Below are 14,941 nucleotides of genomic sequence, written 5' to 3'. Positions count from 1 at the left end.
TAACCTTTTAGGTAATTACTATTATTCCATATGCTTCATAACATAAGATGCGAACTCAGCTGCATCTCCTTCAAAAATATTTATCTCTGGTAAATGATAAAACGTTGTTTGCAGTGGGTTTCCTTCATGATAAATATATACCTTTTTCTCTAGCGCAATCGCCATTCCAAACTCTGTATGACTTCCATTTCCGCCATCTAATATAAGTAAAAAGACATCCGCTTCTCGGATCGCTTTTTGTTCTTCCTCACCAATTTTTTGCAATTGTTCTCTATTAGTTGCTCTTTCATTTTTCGTCCAATCATATGTATGATGCCATCCTACTTCTTTCAACTGGCTTGATATGAAACGTACAAGATGCTTATTTTGAAATCCTGAAGCAATATAAAATTTCATTTATACCCACTCCTTAAATATACATGGGGAAACTCCGTTTTAGCGTTAATAGGATTTTTCCCAAAAAAAATCCCCATCTTTAGAACTTATTTGCGTTTCAATGATGGGGTGCCTCATGATCTTCTTTTATTTTTTGTTTTTTATAACTTTCATCAGCTAACATTTCTAGTTCAGCTGTTATTTCTGATTTTTCAAGCTCTCGTTCTTGTGAAAATTTCCGTGAAATATAAACAATAACACTACCAACGTACAACACAAAGCATATAATAAGTGCAGTATTTTCATAGAGACTTAGCCCCAACACAGTCACTCCTAATCCATTCGTATTTTCACGCTTAATCAATTGGAATTGCCCTATTAACCATTTGTTATTGTAACATAAAAATATCAATTCTTGGAATCTTTCATCCTACTAAAAAAGACATGATTGTTTAATCATGTCTCTGAAATATGTTGAATGATAGTTTTAATCGCTTCTTTTCCATTATATTTTTTTAATGCTGTTTTATACGTTTCATTATTATTAGATAGCTCTTCTATATGCTTTATAAGAGAGTTCACCGTTACATCCTCTTCATATAATACCGATGCATACCCTTGTCTTTTAAAGGATTCAGCATTTAAAATTTGATCTCCACGGCTTGCAAATTTCGATAACGGAATTAAAACCATCGGCTTTTGTATTGTTAAAAATTCAAAAATCGCGTTGGATCCCGCACGTGAAATAACAAAATCTGTTGCTGCTAATATATCGGGCAACTCTCCATGTACATATTCAAATTGTCTATATCCTTCTTTATTTTGTAAGGATTCATCAAGATTTCCTTTTCCGCAAAGATGCACAATTTGATAATTTTTCAGAAGATCTGGAAGTGCCGATCGAACCGTTTCATTAATTTTCTTTGCTCCTAAACTTCCTCCCATAACAGTAATAACTGATTTCTTACGGGAAAACCCTAGAAACTTTAAACCTTTTTCAAGATTTCCTCCTAGTACTTCTTCACGTACTGGTGATCCTGTATATACTACTTTCTCTTTCGGTAAATGCTTCGCAGCTTCTTCAAATGTAACAAATATTTTCGAGGCAAAACGGAGCGCAATTTTATTTGCTAGTCCAGGTGTCATATCTGATTCATGTAACAAAACTGGCACCCTATTTAACCATCCTCCAATTACGACTGGTACAGATACGAAACCACCTTTTGAAAAAATAACATCCGGTTTTAGTTTACGAATTGTTACGTACGCATCCATAACACCCTTCATCACGAGAAAAGGATCTTTTATATTTTTCAAATCAAAATAACGACGTAGCTTCCCGCTTGCAATACTATAGTACGGGATTCCTTCTTTTTCTATAATCGTTTTCTCAATCCCTTGATGAGAACCAATATAAGAGATATCCCAGTTCTGTTTTTGTAAATGTGGAATAATTGCTAAATTAGGTGTTACATGGCCGGCCGAACCGCCACCTGTAAAGACTATTTTTTTCATACGTCTCCCCCTTCTACACTATAGTACACTAAAATACCTTGCCTCAGGGTGAGAAAATACCATAGCCGTTACAGACGCTTCTGGCTCCATCATAAATCCTTCTGTTAATGTAATACCTATTTCCTCTGGATGAATTAAGCGAAACAATTTTTCCTGGTCAGCAAGTTCTGGACATGCTGGATAACCAAATGACACACGTATTCCTCTATATTTTGTACGGAAACGCTCCTCCATCGTCAGTTCAGGCGAATCTGGAATGCCCCAGCGGTCACGAATAAGCATATGTGTTTTTTCAGCAAGTCCTTCTGCTAATTCAAGTGCTAACGACTGAATTGCATGACTGCGTAAATAATCCCCCTTCACCTTCCATTCCTCTGCAACATCGCGGACACTTTCTCCAACGGTAACAGATAAGAAAGCAACATAATCCATCTCATCTCCAATAGGGCGTATATAATCGCCTAAAGTACGGTATGGCGCTTTCCCTTGTCTCGGAAATTCAAATCGCTCTATAATACTTGTATGATCTTCCGGGTCGTATATAATTATATTTTGTCCATCACTTTGGGCTGGGAAAAATTGATACACTGCTTTCGGACGTAACCAAGATTGTCCTTCTTGTAATAATTCATCTATTAAATCATTTAATTCGTGCGCTCTTTCATCTCCTTCTTGCAGGAGTTTTTTTACGTTTCCTTTTAATCCAAGATGGTGTCCAATTAACATTTGTCTATTTAAAAACGGTGCAAGATGAAGGGTAGGAATATCCCGTAATACAACTCGTTTCGTCGAATCTGGTATCATAACAGTTGCTTTTGGCAACGGCTCAATAACTGCCGGAATTTCTATTTTTTTCTCCTCTTGTTTCACAATATGAAGATGGCGTTCCTGTTTATCTTGCTTCATCTTTTCACGTTCTTCTTCTTTTTGTAATTTGTTAATAATATCAAGACCTGTCATTGCATCACTTGCATAACATACGAGCCCTTTATAAGTTGGAGAAATACGATTATCTGTAAATTTCCTCGTTAGCGCTGCACCACCTACAACAATTGGAATATCAATATTTGCCGCTTTTAAATCTTCAGCAGTTGTTACCATTTGTTGCGCTGATTTTACTAACAAACCAGAAAGACCAATAATATCAGGTTTCTTTTCTTGTACTTCTTGAACAATTCGATCCGAACGAACATTAATTCCTAAATTAATAATTTCATATCCGTTATTTGATAAAATAATTTCAACAAGATTTTTCCCAATATCATGTACGTCACCTTTTACGGTCGCTAACAATACTTTCCCCTTTTTCGCACTATCACTAGATTCCATATGTGGCTCTAAATAACTTACGGCAGCTTTCATACTTTCAGCACTTTGCAATACTTCAGCAACTATAAGCTCATTACCATTAAATAATCGCCCTACCTCATCCATTCCTGTCATAAGCGGGCCATTAATAATATCTAACGGTTTTCTTCCTTCTGTAAGTGCGAGACTTAAATCTTCGTGTAATCCTTGCTTCGTACCTTCTACAATATAGTTTGCTAATCGTTCATCAAGCGTTAATGTTTCTTGTACAACAACATCTTTCTTTTTAGCAACACGATAAAAGTTTGTAAATTCTTCTAATGTCTCTTTCGTCGTTTCAAATAATAATGCATCTGCAAGACGTTTTTCTTCCTCTGGAATTGATGCATAGCGTTCTAATTTTTCCGTGTTAACAATCGCATAATCTAATCCTGCTTTCGTTGCATGGTATAAAAAGACAGAGTTTAATACTTCACGTCCAGCTGGTGGTAAACCAAAAGATATATTACTCACACCTAGAATCGTTAAACACTCTGGTAACGCTTCTTTAATAAGACGAATTCCTTCTATGGTCGCTGCTGCTGAACCTATATATTCTTCATCACCTGTTCCTACAGGAAACACAAGCGCATCAAAAATAATATCAGATGGGCGTATACCATACTTATTCGTTAGTAATTCATAGCTTCTTTTAGCAATCTCTATCTTTCTTTCTGCACTAACTGCCATACCATCTTCATCAATTGTCCCTACAACTATCGCAGCACCGTATTTCCGAAGAAGGGGTGTCACTTTTTCAAAACGTTCTTCTCCATCCTCTAAATTAATAGAATTGATAACACCTTTTCCTTGAATATAAGTAAGAGCTTTCGCCATAACATTTTCATCTGTTGAATCAATCATAATCGGTACTTTTAACACTTTCGTAACTTCCGCCAAAAATCTTTCCATATCTTCTATTTCATCACGATCTGGGTCCGCCATACAAATATCAATAATATGAGCATTTTTCTTCACTTGTGCTCTTGCCACTTCAGCAGCCTCTTCAAATTTCCCTTCTGCTACTAATCTTTTAAACTTACGTGATCCAATTACGTTCGTCCTTTCTCCAACAAATAGGGGCCTCATAGAATCATCGTATTGCAACGCTTCTAGCCCACTAATTCCATGTCCAATCCGTTTATGATGCTCACGAGGATTAATCGAAGCAAGCGCCAATTTCATTGCACTTATATGTTCTGGTGTTGTGCCACAACAACCACCAATAATATTAATCCATCCTTCTTCAGCAAAACGTTTTACTTTTTCAGCAAGTGACGCCGGAGATTCGTGATAATGCCCATCTTCATCAGGAAGACCAGCATTTGGATAACAAGAAATATAACACTCCGATAAATCAGATAGAGAACGAATATGTTCCCTCATAAATTCAGGACCTGTAGCACAGTTTAATCCAACCGATAATGGCTTCATATGCTCTACCGATAAATAAAAGGCTTCGATCGTTTGACCCGCTAAAGTCGTTCCCATCGGTTCAATTGTTCCGGAAATCATAATAGGTACTATTTTGTTTAGTTCTTCAAACGCCGATTGAATTCCAAGGTAAGCAGCTTTCACATTACGCATATCTTGACTCGTCTCAACGAGCAATACATCAACTTCTCCTCTTAATAATCCTCTCGCTTGCCTTGTATAGGCTTCGATTAACTCTTCAAAAGTCACACCGCCTGTAACACTAATCGCTTTCGTCGTTGGTCCCATCGCTCCCGCAACATATACTTCTTTCCCACTTTCTTTAACCGCTTGCTTCGCCAAAAGCGCTGCCCTTTCGTTTAACTCTTCATCTAAATGAGACAATTCGTAATCACTTAATACAATATTTGTTGCACCAAACGTATTCGTTTCAATAATATCTGCACCAGCTTCAATGTAGACTTTATGAATATTTAAAATAACATCCGGTCTTGTTTTTACTAAATATTCATTACAACCTTCATATTCTTCTCCTCCAAAATCTTCCGCTGTTAAGTCTTCTTGCTGGATCATCGTTCCCATTGCACCATCTAATATTAAAATTTCATGTTGTAATCTCTCTTCTATTCGTTTCATCAATTAATACCTTCTTTCACTTCTTGCTTTTCTCTCACATATTTCACGAGATGTTCTGTAATTTCATATTTTAAAAACGGCGTAATAAGATAAATACCGTTAAAATATTTCATTGCCGCATCGATCAACTCTTGTGAAATACGAATTCCTTCCTCGATAGCAGCCTCTTTCGTTTCATGTCCATCCATTCTTTGCCTTATCTCTTCTGGAAGAGTAATACCCGGCACTTCAAAATGAAGAAAATCTGCATTCCGCTTACTTACTAACGGCATAATTCCAATAAAGATTGGTTGTTCCAAATGCTTTGTCGCTTCATATACTTCTTTAATTAAAGCTACATCATAAATCGGCTGAGTTAAGAAATATTCTGCTCCAGCATCTATTTTTCGTTCCATTCGTTTTACCGCTGCTTTTAAATGCCTTACATGAGGATTGAATGCCCCTCCGACAGAAAACCTTGTTGCTGGACCAATTGATTTCCCTAAAATAGAGCGACCGTCGTTCATCTCTTTAATCATTTTAATTAGCTCTATAGATGACAAATCATATACAGAAGTTGCACCTGGAAAATCACCAACGCGCGCTGGATCACCAGTTAAAGCTAGCACTTCCTCCATACCTAATGCTGATAATCCAAGCAAGTGAGACTGTAGTCCAATAACGTTATGGTCTCTACATGTTAAGTGCGTCAATACTGGAATATCATGCTTCGTTAATAATGCACCCATAGCCATATTCGAAACGCGAGGAGATGCTAATGAATTATCTGCTAGAGTAATAGTATCCGCTCCAGCCCTTTTCAGTGCTCTTGCCCCTTCAAAAAACCGCTGCGTGTCTAACGTTTTCGGTGGATCTAATTCCACTACAACTGTCGTTTGTTTCTTTGCCTTTTCTGCGAGAGTGACATGAGCTCTCGAACGCTTCTCCTGTGTATGGACCACTTTAGGCCGTGGAACCGTCTCCTTTACTATTACAGGTGCAATATTTGCAATAGCACGCTTCATACTTTCAATATGTTCTGGTGTTGTACCACAACAACCACCCAATAACCGAATACCTTGCTCAATAAATTTCGGTGTCATTTCTTCAAAATACGCTGGACTTCCCTCATATACGTAACGCCCTTCCACATAATTCGGGAGACCTGCATTTGGATATGCTGACAAGTAGCCATCTTGAGGAATCGATATCATTTTAAAAGCTTCCGTCATATGAAGTGGTCCTAGTTGACAGTTCAATCCAACAACATTTGCACCGTAATCTAAAAGCTGTTTTAATATTTCATTGACATCATTCCCATTTTGAGTCGTACCTGCCTCATGCAACGCTAACTGAGCAACAATCGGAATATTCGTTTGTTTACGCAATACTTTAACGGCATGTAATAATTCAAATTCATCATAAAAAGTTTCTAATAATAATCCATCAACCTGTTCTTCTAGTAGAGCACCTGCCTGCTCAAGTAACATAAATTCTCGCTCTATATCAGTCGTTGTAACAGCACCAATATGTTTCATACCTCCAATTGTCCCTAAAATTGCATTCCGCTCTGTTACTGATGCTTTCGCAATATTCACTGCCGCTCTATTAATTTGGACAACTTGATTTTCTAATCCATACATACGTAATTTCGCTTCATTTGCCCCATACGTATTCGTTTGAATAACATCCGCTCCAGCAGCTACATATTGTTTATGAATCGATATAATTAAGTCTGGATCAGACAAATTCAATTCTTCAAAACTACTTTGTAAACCATGCGAATGTAATAACGTTCCAACCGCACCATCACCTATTACAATTCCTTTTGATAATAAATCTAGTAATTTCACGAATCTCCCTCATTTCTATCAATATAAAAACCCCCTCTTCGCTTTGAAGAGGGGGACATAATTGTTCCTCCTCTTATTATGCAAAACACACGTTTTGCAGGTTTTAGCACCGTTTCAAACATTTAGTTTGAAGGTTGCCGGGTTTCACAGGGCCTTTCCCTCCACCGCTCTCAATAAGAGTTTGTCTTTATTATTTTATTTATGTAGCTAAAAGGAAATACGTTCCCCTTTTAACAATGTTTGTTAATTTTTTATAAATTTAGCACGCACTAAAATAAAAGTCAATGACACTTGCGGAAAAATAAAAATTATTTAAAATAAAGTTGCAATTCAGTTAACTTTTGTTGTAAAGTTAAAAACATAATAAAAATTTCATACGAACATTCTTATCTAGAGAGGTAGAGGGACTGGCCCTATGACGCCTCAGCAACCATTAACAATTTGTTAATAAGGTGCTAATTCCAGCAAATTGTCAAAGATTTGACAGATGAGAAGAAGACTCTATTCAATCCGAAAGCCTTCTTCTTAGAAGGCTTTTTTTATTTTATATTCAACTACTCGTTCAATTTAAAAAGGAGGAATTTTTACATGTCAACTATCGAAACAAAACTAGCACAAATCGGAAATCGTAGCGAAACTACAACAGGAACTGTTAATCCACCCGTTTATTTCTCAACCGCTTATCGTCACGAAGGACTTGGTAAATCTACCGGCTTTGACTATTCACGAACTGGAAATCCAACTCGTGGTCTTTTAGAACAGGCAATCGCAGACTTAGAATATGGCGAACAAGGTTATGCCTGCAGTTCAGGAATGGCAGCTGTTCTCCTTGTCCTTTCGTTATTCCGTTCTGGGGATGAACTTATTGTATCTGAAGATTTATATGGAGGAACGTATCGATTATTTTCTGAACATGAAAAAAAGTGGAATGTTCGATGTAGATACGTAAATACACAATCTATTAAACAAATTGAGCAAGCTATCACAACTGAAACGAAGGCTATTTTCATAGAAACTCCGACTAATCCATTAATGCAAGTTACTGATATTGCCACTGTCACAAGTGTAGCGAAAAGACACGGACTACTTCTTATTGTAGATAACACATTCTACACTCCTTATATACAGCAACCATTAACAGAAGGTGCCGACATCGTACTTCATAGTGCAACGAAATATTTAGGTGGGCATAACGATGTACTAAGCGGACTTGTCGTTGCAAAAGGAAAGGAACTTTGTGAAGAAATCGCTCATTATCATAATGCCTCCGGTGCTGTCTTAAGCCCATTTGATTCATGGCTATTAATTCGTGGTATGAAAACTTTAGCGCTTCGCATGAGACAACATGAAGAAAATGCGAAAGCAATTGTTGCTTATTTAAATGATGAAGACGGTGTGACAGATGTATTTTATCCAGGAAGAGGCGGTATGATTTCGTTTCGTCTTCAAGATGAAACATGGATTAATCCATTCTTACAATCTTTATCCTTAATCACATTTGCTGAAAGTCTTGGTGGTGTAGAGAGTTTAATGACTTATCCAGCAACGCAAACGCATGCTGATATTCCAGAAGAAATCAGAACGGCAAACGGTGTATGTAATCGTCTTCTTCGATTCTCCGTCGGCATTGAAAACAGTAATGATTTAATTCAAGACTTAAATCAAGCCATTAAACTTGTAAAAGAAGGTGTGAGAATATGAGTTATTCTATAGATACACTCTTACTACACAACCAATATAAACACGATGCACAAACAGGAGCTGTTAACGTTCCCATTTATAACACATCAACATTTCACCAGTTTGATGTAGATACTTTTGGCAAATACGACTATAGCCGATCTGGAAATCCAACTCGTGAAGCTCTGGAAGATATCATTGCTTTATTAGAAGGCGGAACAAAAGGGTTCGCCTTTGCATCAGGCATTGCAGCGATTTCTACTGCTTTTCTCCTTCTTTCACAAGGCGATCACGTACTCATTTCAGAAGACGTATACGGAGGCACTTACCGGATTATAACTGAAGTTCTCTCTCGTTACGGTGTTTCACATACATTTGTTGATATGACCAATTTAGAAGCAATAAAACAAAATATCAAACCGAATACGAAGCTCTTTTATGTAGAAACACCATCTAACCCACTTTTAAAAGTAACAGATATTCGCGAGGTTTCTAAACTCGCAAAATCTATTGGTGCTCTTACATTTGTTGATAATACATTTTTGACCCCATTATTCCAGAAGCCGCTTGATCTTGGCGCCGATGTCGTTCTTCATAGTGCCACAAAATTTATTGCTGGCCATAGTGATGTTACTGCCGGATTAGCGGTCGTAAAAGATGCCGAACTCGCTCAAAAACTTGGATTTTTACAAAATGCATTTGGCGCTATTTTAGGACCTCAAGACTGTTCTCTCGTGCTTCGCGGTATTAAAACATTGCATGTACGTCTCGAACATTCAGCTGCAGGTGCCAATAAAATTGCACATTATTTACAAGAGCACTCTAAAGTCCAAAATGTCTATTATCCTGGATTACAATCACATCTTGGCTATGATATTCAACAATCTCAAGCAACATCGGCCGGAGCTGTCCTATCTTTTACTTTACAGTCAGAAGATGCACTCCGCCAATTTTTATCGAAAGTTAAACTACCCGTTTTTGCGGTTAGTCTAGGGGCTGTTGAATCTATTCTTTCCTATCCAGCAAAAATGTCCCATGCAGCTTTATCACAGGAGGCACGTGACGAAAGAGGCATTTCTAATTCATTGCTTCGTTTATCAGTCGGTCTTGAAAATGTTAACGATCTAATATCCGATTTTGAAAATGCTCTTTCTTACGTAGAAGAACCTGTAAATGCATAGAGAAAAAAGAAGATATGAAATTAAGTTATCATATCTTCTTTTTATGCTGTCTAGTATATTCCTTTTAATGTTTTTTCTTTTTGTGTAGTACATTAAAAAAATAAAAGTGTATCATCTATTTCCAAGTAATGGATTAATTGATATATTAAGAAATAAAAAAGGGGTAAAAATAATGGATACTTGTGCAGATATTTTAATCGTTATCGATTTACAAAATGGGGTATGTTATAGCGGAGAGCATTTATTTGATTTACAAAACTTGCTTACAAAAGTAAATAAAAGAATTTCTTCATATAGAAAATCAAATAAACCAATCATTTTTGTTCAACATTGTGATGATGATTTAGTACCCGAAAAAGAACTTTGGGCTATTCATACCGATCTAGATGTTCAAGAACAAGATTTTTTTGTAAGAAAAACACATGCAAATTCATTTTATAAAACAAACTTAAAAGAAATTTTAGATCAATTATCTGTACATCGTATTGAATTTTGTGGTGCCCAAACAGAATACTGCATGGATGCTACAATTAAATTTGCCCATGGACTAGGATACAAAAACTTCATGGTACAGAAAACAACCTCTACGTTAAATAATCCATTTATGTCCGCAAAAGAGACAATTAATTTTTATGAGAATATATGGAATCACAGATTTTTAAAATTGATACAAGATTAACTCTAGAATAAATGACTAATGGTTTGATCATTCTAAGATTTATCAGCTACACTCAAATATTTCATTATCACCATTATAAAGAAGCTGATTATAATCAACTTCTTTTCTTTTAACCTGTTTTATATTCTATATATAACATTATAATTCCTTTGTCATATTATTTTAAAAATTTTGTATATTCATTTGAAAGAATAAGAAAATCATGATAAAATTGTGTTACGAATATATCTATATCTTTCAATTTTTGAAACGCATCAAAATTTTCACCCAAAAATGTCATTTTACAAAACTGTGCAAATTTATCTATTTTATTTACATCAGGGTCTCTTTTCTTACAGTTTCTTTACTTTAGGACTTTTTTTCTGCAACAACTGTTTTCTTTTCTTTAATTTTTTGGTATGTATAGTATGGTATAACAGCTCACACGGAGGTGGAAAAGAACATGTTAGAAACCTTTCAAAAAGAAATAGAACTATATGAAAGCAATGCAGAATTATTGAAAGTGCTTGCTCATCCTGTTCGCTTATGTATTGTAAAAGGATTAATTGAACGTGGCCCAAGCAATGTTTCTACAATGTACACAGGCTTAAACATGCCACAATCTACAATTTCACAGCATTTAGCAAAGTTAAAAAGTGCTAAAATCGTTTCTAGTGAAAGAAAAGGATTAGAAATTTACTACAAAGTAGAAAATGAAACAATTATTCAACTCGTTCGCGTATTATTAGGTTAGGGACTAATAGACGGAGAAAAAGAACGTATTCTATATTTTTCATCTCATATCTTTAATATAAATATATATCATGAGAGGAAATATATAATACTACATAAGTCGTATTAAAAAACAAGACACAGAAGTATACTGTGTCTTGTTTTTTTTCATATTGTTAAATATTGATTCAAATGTAAATTCTTCATATCTTTCGTATGTATAACAACATCAAAGGCACTTCCTAAGCCTCCGTTCAAAATCATAGAACGAACTGCTCGATTTCGTTTTTGAGTTTCAGAAAATGGATTCGTATCTTGATGACTCGTAAGCTGTTCTAATATTCCTGCCGCTAACAAAAATTCAGATTGCTTCTTATGCCATACTGCACCCATTCCTTGAAGGCTAAAAATCTCCTTCAACTCATCCCAATGAATATGAGTCGTAAGATCCATTTCACCTGGATGCTCTAGAGGATTCCGTATTAGCTCATGCTGATAGTATCCTCGTAAACTTCCTTCTTGATGTGCAGGATGCATCCATTCTTCTTTTGTATATCCATAATCAACTGTAATACATATACCTTTCTGAAACCATTTCGCAATCTCTTCTATATACTCTTCCATTGCAATAGGCACTTCAAAGCGCTGTCCCTCCGCAATATGAATGTTATATTTCAATAAGTAACGACCGATTCTTTTCTCTATCGGTCTAAATATTTCTGTAAGGTTCCCCTCATCTGTATACGTGATACGTACTTCATACAAAATTCCATTTCTTTTCTCAACTATTTCAACAGGAAACGAATCAAATAATTCATTCGAAAAAATAATTCCTTCGAAAGACTCTCCCATTTCAATATAAGATGTATAATAGGACACATTATCAACTGAGCAAAGCCTCTCCTGCTGCAATCTTCTATGAAAAGGGCTCACTTCAATAATTGAATAGTTTAAATTGATAAAGGTTTCCGGAGATAATTGTTTCCATTCTTGTAAAACATCATAGGCAAACTTTCCTGTTCCCCCACCAATCTCACAAATATTTGGAGACACTTCCCCCTTTTCAACAAGCCGAATAAAAAACTTAGCAAAAGTCTTCGCAAATACAGAGGATACATTGCTACTCGTAAAAAAATCTCCCCGTCTGCCAATCTTTTCACGTTCTCTCATATAATACCCATGTCCCTCTGCATATAATGCGAGGTTCATATACGTACTATATGAAATCGAATGATCCTTTTCTTTTCCCATCCATTCTCTTAAAATGAGCTCCATCCCCATAATGACTCCTTATTGTAAAAATGGATTATTTTCTTTTTCAAATCCAATACTTGTTTCTGGACCGTGTCCACATAGCACTGCTGTTTCATCTGGTAATACAAATAGCTTCTCTTCAATACTTCCAATTAATTCAGCAAAGCTTCCGCCAGGCAAATCTGTTCTTCCGATGCTCATTTGGAATAATACATCACCAGAAAATACAGCATTCGCTTCTTTACTGTAATAAGAAATACTTCCTGGAGAATGTCCTGGTGTCTCAAAAATTTCAAAACTAAAAGAACCGATCGTTAATGTACCCTCTGCATCGATAATATGATCTGCTGGTTTCGCTGTAATACTGCGGTTCATCATAAAAATTTGCGAGCCATTCACAGTTGCATCTCCTAACCAATCCGCTTCTTCTTTATGTACGTATACCGGAATACGAAAAGCGTCTCTCACGGCATCAACAGCACCAATATGATCAAAATGAGCATGTGTTAATAAAACCGCAAGTGGCTTTAACTGCGCTTCCTGTAAATATGTGACAAGTTTCTCTCCTTCATGACCAGGATCAAAAATAATACACTCATTTTGATCATTCGTTAAAATATAAGCATTTGTTTGTAATGGGCCTAAAGGCATTTGTATCCATTTCATATGAAAATCTCCTCCAGTTATTTAATTTACTTTTAATGATACAACATTTCTTTCTCTTAGGAAAAGAAGGCGTGTTATCTCGACAATCATTTTTAAAACATGTACAATATAAAAGAGTAAATATTCTAAAAACTCATCCTAAGGATTGAGTAGACAGAGGAGGATATTGTATGGGCCTTGTTATCATTTTTACGCTAGTCACTCTGTTAGCTGTATTTGCTACGCTTAGAACACTTCGCGAAAAAAACTTATTCGCGGGCGGCTTCGCTATTGCAACCGTACTTGTTTTCGGATGGTTTACAATCATGACTGTTCTATATAATGGGTACCCACCAGCTTAATCCATTTACATTTTTATTCTCCAACAAGATCTTGCATAAAAAGAGGAAGGGGGCCCCTTCCTCTTTCCATTATTCACAACTTATATCATCTTCGCCTCGTATTTGTGCTTTTTTACAAGCCACGCTCCTCCAATAACACCTGCATCATTACCAAGGATTGCAATTGCTAACTTTGTGCTCTTTACAGCACGTGAGAAAGCATATTGCTCGAAATAACGTTGAATTGGCTCTAATAGTGCATCTCCAGCTTTAGATACGCCACCACCAATTACAATTTTCTCTGGGTTCAACGTACTAGCAAGGTTCGCTACAGCTAATCCTAAATAAGAAGCTACTTTTTCCACTACTTCACCTGCTAGTTCGTCACCTTGTCCAAGCGCTTCAAACACATCTTTTGATGTAATAAGCCCTTCTTCTGCTAACATAGAGCGTAAAACACTTTCTTTATCTGTCTCTTGTATTTTTTGCATAGCAACACGCACAATACCTGTTGCAGACGCTACTGTTTCTAAGCAACCCGACTTCCCGCAATTACATGGAAAAGCATTCTCTGTAACAACAGTAATATGTCCAATCTCACCAGCAGCACCGCTTATACCATGTACAATCTCACCATTGGCGATAACACCACCACCAACACCAGTTCCAAGTGTCATACAAATTAAGTCTTTTGCTCCTTCGCCAGCACCTTTCCACATTTCACCAAGCGCCGCTAAGTTTGCATCATTATCAATAACAACAGGTAATCCTGTTTCTACTTCTAATAAATCTTTTAATGGATAGTTTTTCCACCCTAAATTAACTGCTTCATAAATCATTCCAGATGCCACATGTACAGGACCAGGAGCTCCCATACCAATACCAATTAACTTGCTTTTCAATTCACCTAACTCTTCTAACTTTTTATCAATCGCTTTCGCTACATCAAGCGTAATATGTTTTCCTTGCTCATTTGTATTCGTAGGGATTTCCCACTTATGTAAAATTTCACCGTACACATTAATAAATGCTAATTTAATCGTTGTACCACCAAGGTCAACACCAACTAACCATTTCTCTTCCATGTTGCTTACCTACCTTTATCTAATTCTTATTTAGCTCTTTTTGAATTTCTTGCTTCAATAAAAATAAAGCTGTTTGATAGTCTTGTGGATCGATTAGCTGTGATTGATTTAATTCACGCAATTCATCTTGCATTAATTGTAAATCCGCAATTCGATCACCTGTATAAATAATCGTACCAAATTTCTTTAGCAATTGTTGAATATCATAAATAGATACCATTTCATC

At 36.1% G+C, this 14,941-nt stretch carries 14 protein-coding genes and 2 riboswitches; of the genes, 5 read left to right on the top strand and 9 right to left on the bottom strand.

What is annotated here, in order from left to right:
- Nucleotides 1-21: 21 nt before the first annotated feature.
- From QCI75_RS05985 to QCI75_RS05965, 5 genes are all read right to left on the bottom strand, one after another.
- A complete protein-coding gene (locus QCI75_RS05985) occupies nt 22-396 on the bottom strand; it encodes a nucleoside 2-deoxyribosyltransferase (protein ID WP_144507434.1) in 375 nt (124 codons plus the stop codon).
- A gap of 97 nt (nt 397-493) precedes the next feature.
- Nucleotides 494-736, bottom strand: coding sequence for a DUF3966 domain-containing protein (locus tag QCI75_RS05980; RefSeq protein WP_186320949.1), 243 nt, complete (start codon nt 734-736; stop codon nt 494-496).
- 95 nt (nt 737-831) lie between these two features.
- Nucleotides 832-1,890 (bottom strand): undecaprenyldiphospho-muramoylpentapeptide beta-N-acetylglucosaminyltransferase, encoded by a 1,059-nt coding sequence (locus QCI75_RS05975; protein WP_144507430.1) that lies wholly within the window; start codon nt 1,888-1,890, stop codon nt 832-834.
- A gap of 18 nt (nt 1,891-1,908) precedes the next feature.
- Entirely contained in the window at nt 1,909-5,307 is a 3,399-nt protein-coding gene (gene metH / locus QCI75_RS05970) for a methionine synthase (RefSeq protein ID WP_353760069.1), read from the bottom strand.
- Nucleotides 5,307-7,139, bottom strand: coding sequence for a bifunctional homocysteine S-methyltransferase/methylenetetrahydrofolate reductase (locus tag QCI75_RS05965; RefSeq protein ID WP_353760068.1), 1,833 nt, complete (start codon nt 7,137-7,139; stop codon nt 5,307-5,309). The genes metH and QCI75_RS05965 overlap by 1 nt, the downstream gene beginning before the upstream one ends.
- Nucleotides 7,140-7,209: 70 nt before the next feature.
- Nucleotides 7,210-7,319, bottom strand: a riboswitch (SAM riboswitch).
- Nucleotides 7,320-7,522: 203 nt separating this feature from the next.
- Nucleotides 7,523-7,633, top strand: a riboswitch (SAM riboswitch).
- Between the two features lie 94 nt (nt 7,634-7,727).
- Here QCI75_RS05965 and metI point away from each other — a divergent pair.
- From metI to QCI75_RS05945, 4 genes are all read left to right on the top strand, one after another.
- Nucleotides 7,728-8,840: a cystathionine gamma-synthase/O-acetylhomoserine thiolyase gene (gene metI, locus QCI75_RS05960; RefSeq protein ID WP_353760067.1), complete on the top strand. Its 1,113-nt coding sequence runs from the start codon at nt 7,728-7,730 to the stop codon at nt 8,838-8,840.
- Nucleotides 8,837-10,000 (top strand): cystathionine beta-lyase, encoded by a 1,164-nt coding sequence (metC, locus tag QCI75_RS05955; protein WP_353760066.1) that lies wholly within the window; start codon nt 8,837-8,839, stop codon nt 9,998-10,000. The genes metI and metC overlap by 4 nt, the downstream gene beginning before the upstream one ends.
- Before the next feature lie 172 nt (nt 10,001-10,172).
- Complete coding sequence (locus QCI75_RS05950; protein ID WP_144507420.1) at nt 10,173-10,679, top strand: cysteine hydrolase family protein; 507 nt, start codon at nt 10,173-10,175, stop codon at nt 10,677-10,679.
- Nucleotides 10,680-11,121: 442 nt separating this feature from the next.
- Nucleotides 11,122-11,412 (top strand): ArsR/SmtB family transcription factor, encoded by a 291-nt coding sequence (locus tag QCI75_RS05945; RefSeq protein WP_000894375.1) that lies wholly within the window; start codon nt 11,122-11,124, stop codon nt 11,410-11,412.
- 146 nt (nt 11,413-11,558) lie between these two features.
- On the opposite strand, the gene QCI75_RS05940 is transcribed toward QCI75_RS05945, so the two are convergent.
- Nucleotides 11,559-12,671 (bottom strand): class I SAM-dependent methyltransferase, encoded by a 1,113-nt coding sequence (locus QCI75_RS05940; protein WP_144504872.1) that lies wholly within the window; start codon nt 12,669-12,671, stop codon nt 11,559-11,561.
- A gap of 9 nt (nt 12,672-12,680) precedes the next feature.
- Entirely contained in the window at nt 12,681-13,310 is a 630-nt protein-coding gene (locus tag QCI75_RS05935) for an MBL fold metallo-hydrolase (protein ID WP_144504870.1), read from the bottom strand.
- 170 nt (nt 13,311-13,480) lie between these two features.
- On the opposite strand from QCI75_RS05935, the gene QCI75_RS05930 reads away from it, so the two are divergent.
- Nucleotides 13,481-13,651, top strand: coding sequence for a DUF2759 domain-containing protein (locus QCI75_RS05930; protein WP_002034036.1), 171 nt, complete (start codon nt 13,481-13,483; stop codon nt 13,649-13,651).
- A gap of 80 nt (nt 13,652-13,731) precedes the next feature.
- On the opposite strand, the gene glcK is transcribed toward QCI75_RS05930, so the two are convergent.
- Entirely contained in the window at nt 13,732-14,715 is a 984-nt protein-coding gene (glcK, locus tag QCI75_RS05925) for a glucokinase (RefSeq protein ID WP_002145726.1), read from the bottom strand.
- Between the two features lie 19 nt (nt 14,716-14,734).
- A complete protein-coding gene (locus QCI75_RS05920; protein WP_000253699.1) occupies nt 14,735-14,935 on the bottom strand; it encodes a YqgQ family protein in 201 nt (66 codons plus the stop codon).
- Nucleotides 14,936-14,941: the final 6 nt, after the last annotated feature.

This window comes from Bacillus cereus group sp. RP43, assembly GCF_040459645.1.
Classification (GTDB): domain Bacteria; phylum Bacillota; class Bacilli; order Bacillales; family Bacillaceae_G; genus Bacillus_A; species Bacillus_A mycoides_C.
This window is presented reverse-complemented; position numbering and strand designations above follow the sequence as displayed.

Bases quoted from the DNA above. Each gene is read 5' to 3' on its own strand.
- metH (WP_353760069.1), bottom strand. From the start codon at position 5,307: ATGAAACGAATAGAAGAGAGATTACAACATGAAATTTTAATATTAGAT.
- QCI75_RS05950 (WP_144507420.1), top strand. From the start codon at position 10,173: ATGGATACTTGTGCAGATATTTTAATCGTTATCGATTTACAAAATGGG.
- metC (WP_353760066.1), top strand. From the start codon at position 8,837: ATGAGTTATTCTATAGATACACTCTTACTACACAACCAATATAAACAC.
- glcK (WP_002145726.1), bottom strand. From the start codon at position 14,715: ATGGAAGAGAAATGGTTAGTTGGTGTTGACCTTGGTGGTACAACGATT.
- QCI75_RS05930 (WP_002034036.1), top strand. From the start codon at position 13,481: ATGGGCCTTGTTATCATTTTTACGCTAGTCACTCTGTTAGCTGTATTT.
- QCI75_RS05985 (WP_144507434.1), bottom strand. From the start codon at position 396: ATGAAATTTTATATTGCTTCAGGATTTCAAAATAAGCATCTTGTACGT.
- QCI75_RS05945 (WP_000894375.1), top strand. From the start codon at position 11,122: ATGTTAGAAACCTTTCAAAAAGAAATAGAACTATATGAAAGCAATGCA.
- QCI75_RS05920 (WP_000253699.1), bottom strand. From the start codon at position 14,935: ATGGTATCTATTTATGATATTCAACAATTGCTAAAGAAATTTGGTACG.
- QCI75_RS05975 (WP_144507430.1), bottom strand. From the start codon at position 1,890: ATGAAAAAAATAGTCTTTACAGGTGGCGGTTCGGCCGGCCATGTAACA.
- metI (WP_353760067.1), top strand. From the start codon at position 7,728: ATGTCAACTATCGAAACAAAACTAGCACAAATCGGAAATCGTAGCGAA.
- QCI75_RS05935 (WP_144504870.1), bottom strand. From the start codon at position 13,310: ATGAAATGGATACAAATGCCTTTAGGCCCATTACAAACAAATGCTTAT.
- QCI75_RS05940 (WP_144504872.1), bottom strand. From the start codon at position 12,671: ATGGGGATGGAGCTCATTTTAAGAGAATGGATGGGAAAAGAAAAGGAT.